Annotated in this window: 2 protein-coding genes and 1 pseudogene; 2 read left to right on the top strand and 1 reads right to left on the bottom strand. The window is 71.8% G+C overall.

Features of this window, described 5'->3' with window-relative positions; genetic code table 11:
- Positions 1-366: 366 nt before the first annotated feature.
- Complete coding sequence (locus HMPREF0731_RS12550) at positions 367-1,269, bottom strand: class II glutamine amidotransferase (RefSeq protein WP_007004516.1); 903 nt, start codon at positions 1,267-1,269, stop codon at positions 367-369.
- A gap of 88 nt (positions 1,270-1,357) precedes the next feature.
- On the opposite strand from HMPREF0731_RS12550, the gene HMPREF0731_RS12545 reads away from it, so the two are divergent.
- Complete coding sequence (locus tag HMPREF0731_RS12545) at positions 1,358-2,917, top strand: TolC family protein (protein WP_007004515.1); 1,560 nt, start codon at positions 1,358-1,360, stop codon at positions 2,915-2,917.
- A gap of 8 nt (positions 2,918-2,925) precedes the next feature.
- A pseudogene (locus HMPREF0731_RS25445) lies at positions 2,926-3,125 on the top strand (hypothetical protein); the annotation flags it as partial.

Raw genomic sequence — 3,125 nt, 5'->3', positions numbered from 1 at the left:
GCGCGGAGACTTTCTAACCAACCTTCGCTTTCGCGTCAAGCAGATTTTTCAGTCTCTTTTGTCGCCGCCCAGAAGAACCGTCCGGCGATATGGTCTTTTTAGAGGCGATTACTTAGCCCGTCAAGACCGCATCTGAAGTTTTCTTGGCAGCGCCGCCAGAACCATTTTCCCCGAAGGGTCCAGGTCGCTGGCAGGGGGCGGCTTCTAGGCCCGGCTGCCGGCCCTGTCAAACAGGTTTTTGCCACCCCGGCGCCCCCGCCGCTGCCCCAGGTGCCGCGACTCGCGCAACCTTGGGGCCAGCCGCGGCGGAAGCGTTTTTTTGGCGCCGGCCCCGCGCCTGTGCCGCATGCCGCCGTCCAAGCGGCGTCAGGCCGCCAGGCTGCCGCCCTGCGGCACCACGAAGGGCCGCAGCGCCACCGGCTGGCCCATCCGCGCCACCAGCACGGCGTTGGGGGGAATCACCTGCCAGCCGGCCTCCCGCGCATCCACCGGCTCGGACACCACCATCACCCCGCCGCACCCCTGCCGGTAGTAGAGCGAGGGCGGGTGGCTGTCGGAGGACCAGCGGAAGCAGGTCAGCACCTCCCCGTCGCTGTGCGCCGCGGCGAAGCGCAGCGGCTGGCGGCTGCCGGCCTCGCGCATCAGCGCCAGGGCGCGGCCCAGGGTGCGCGCCATCGCCGCCACCGGCTCCTCGGCCAGCCCGTCGGCCAGGGCGGCCAGGAACAGCGCCTCGGTATCGCCGGTGCCCTGGCGGTGGACATAGAGCTCGTCGGGGATCAGCGACTCGATCCGCCGCTTCACCCGCAGATAGTCGCCCACCTGGCCGTTGTGCATGAACAGGTGGCGGCCATGCTTGAAGGGATGGCAGTTGGCCCGCGTGGTCGAGGTGCCGGTCGAGGCGCGCACATGTGCGAAAAACGACCGGGAGCGCACCTGGGCGCAGAGCGAGCGCAGATTCTCGTCCGACCAGGCGGGGCGGATCTCGCGGTAGAGGCCGGGCTCCTCGCGCTCGCCGTACCAGCCGAGGCCGAAGCCGTCGCCATTGGTGGCGGTCTTGCCCTCATCGGCGTGCATCGACTGGTGAATCAAGGAGTGGGCCGGGGCGCAGACCATCTCGGAGAGAAAGATCGGCTCCCCCTGATAGGCCAGGAAACGGCACATGGCGTCGGTCCGGTCCGGAAAGGGCAGGCCCGCATCATTCTCCGCCGCCGGCCCCGCCGCAATGGCCGGGCACGCCGGCGCGGCGAATTTAATGATGCGAATTTTCATCAAATGGTAGATCCCCCGCCACCATCCTGCCGCCAGAGAAGACCGGAGGCGCCTCGGCGCCCATGCAAAAACTGACAATGAGGCGCCGATGCCACTCCGTTCCATCCTGCTCTGCTCCGCAGCCCTGCTGACCCTCGCCGCCTGCGGGCAGCCGCGGCCGCTGAGCCGTGAGGAGATCACGACCCGCGCCACCGCCGACATGCAGGCCCTGATGGCCATGCCCGAGCCGGCCACGCAGCCGGTGGTGCTGGAGGAGGCGATCGCCCGCGCGGTGAAATACAATCTCGACCACCGGGTGAAGCTGGCCGAGGAAGGGCTGGCCATGGGCCAGGCCGAGCTGACCGCGATGGACCTGCTGCCGCGGATCGGCGCCGATGCCGCCTACACCTGGCGCTCGCGCGAGGGCGCCACCAGCTCGCGCTCGGCCACCACCGGGCAGCTGTCGCCGCAGGCCTCGATCGCCGAGGAGAAGAGCGTGCTGCGCGGCCAGCTCAATGCCGGCTACGACCTGCTGGAGCTGGGCATCAACTACGCCCGCACCAAGCAGGCGCAGGACGCGGCGCTGCTGGCCGGGGAGCGCCGGCGCAAGGCGATCCAGACGGTCGCGGCCGATGTGCAGAACGCCTATTGGCGGGCCGTGGCGGCCGAGCACCTGCTGCCCGAGCTGGAGCGGCTGATCGCCCGCGCCAACCAGGCGCTGGAGCGCTCGCGCCGGGTCGAGCGCGACAAGATGCTCTCCCCGGCCGAGGCGCTGAGCTACCAGCGCGTCCTGCTGGCCGCGCTGCAGGCGCTGAGCGAGCGGCGGCGCGAGATGGAGATCGCCAAGGCGGAGCTGGCCATGCTGATGGGCCTGCCGCCGGGCACCACCTACCAGATCGCCCAGGGCATGCCGGAGCTGAGCGGGCGGCTGAGCGACCTGCCGCCGCAATCCCTGGTGCCGGTGGCCTTCGCCGAGCGGCCGGAGCTGCGGGCCGAGGACTATCAGGGCCGCATCACCAGCCGGGAGGTGGAGAAGGCCTTCCTGAGCATCTTCCCCTCGCTGACGCTGCGCGCCGGCCCGGCCTTCGACACCAACCGCTACCTGCAGAACAACCAGTGGTTCCAGGCCGGCGGGCTGCTGAGCTGGAACCTGATGCGGATCTTCACCCTGCCCTCGCAGCAGCGGCAGGCGGAGCGCATGGCGGCGCTGGACCAGACGCGCCGCCTGCAGGTCGGCATGGCGGTGATGGTGCAGGTGCACCTGGCCGTGCGCCGGCATGAGGTGGCGCGCCAGGCGCACGCCCTGGCCGCCGAGGCAGCGCAGGTCGAGGAGCGGCTGCTGCGCGAGACGCGCAACGGCGTGGCGGCGCAGACGGCGAACGAGCTGGACGTGGCGGTGGCCGAGGCGAACGCGCTGCTGGCCCGGGTGCGGCTGGCCCTGACGCTGGCGGAGCGGGAGACGGCGGCGGCGCAGATCTATGTCGCCACCGGCCTCGACCCGCTGCCGGAGACGGTGCGCGCGCATGACATCCCGACCCTGACCGAGGCGGTGCGCGCCCGCTTCGCCCAGTTCCCCGACCGGCTGCGCGCCGCGGCGGCGGGGGAGGCGGCGGTGCCGGAAGGGGCGATCAGCGAGGCGCCCACGGCCGCCCAGGCCCCGCGGGGGTGAGCGGCGCCATGCGGTCCATCGCAGCCCTGGCCCTGGCCGGCCTCGCCGCCCTGGCCACGCCCGCCAGGGCGCAGGAGACGCTGGAGGCGCGGGCGCAGCTCCTGGCGGCCGAGGAGGCGCAGATCTCCGCCCAGATGTCCGGCCGGCTGCGCGACGCCCCCTTCGCCGAGGGGCAGAGCTTCAAGGCCGGGGAGCTGCTGGTCGCCTT

Source organism: Pseudoroseomonas cervicalis ATCC 49957 (genome assembly GCF_000164635.1).
GTDB classification, from domain to species: domain Bacteria; phylum Pseudomonadota; class Alphaproteobacteria; order Acetobacterales; family Acetobacteraceae; genus Pseudoroseomonas; species Pseudoroseomonas cervicalis.
This window is presented reverse-complemented; position numbering and strand designations above follow the sequence as displayed.

Coding starts and splice junctions, on each gene's coding strand:
- HMPREF0731_RS12550 (WP_007004516.1), bottom strand. CDS start 1,269: ATGAAAATTCGCATCATTAAATTCGCCGCGCCGGCGTGCCCGGCCATT.
- HMPREF0731_RS12545 (WP_007004515.1), top strand. CDS start 1,358: ATGCCACTCCGTTCCATCCTGCTCTGCTCCGCAGCCCTGCTGACCCTC.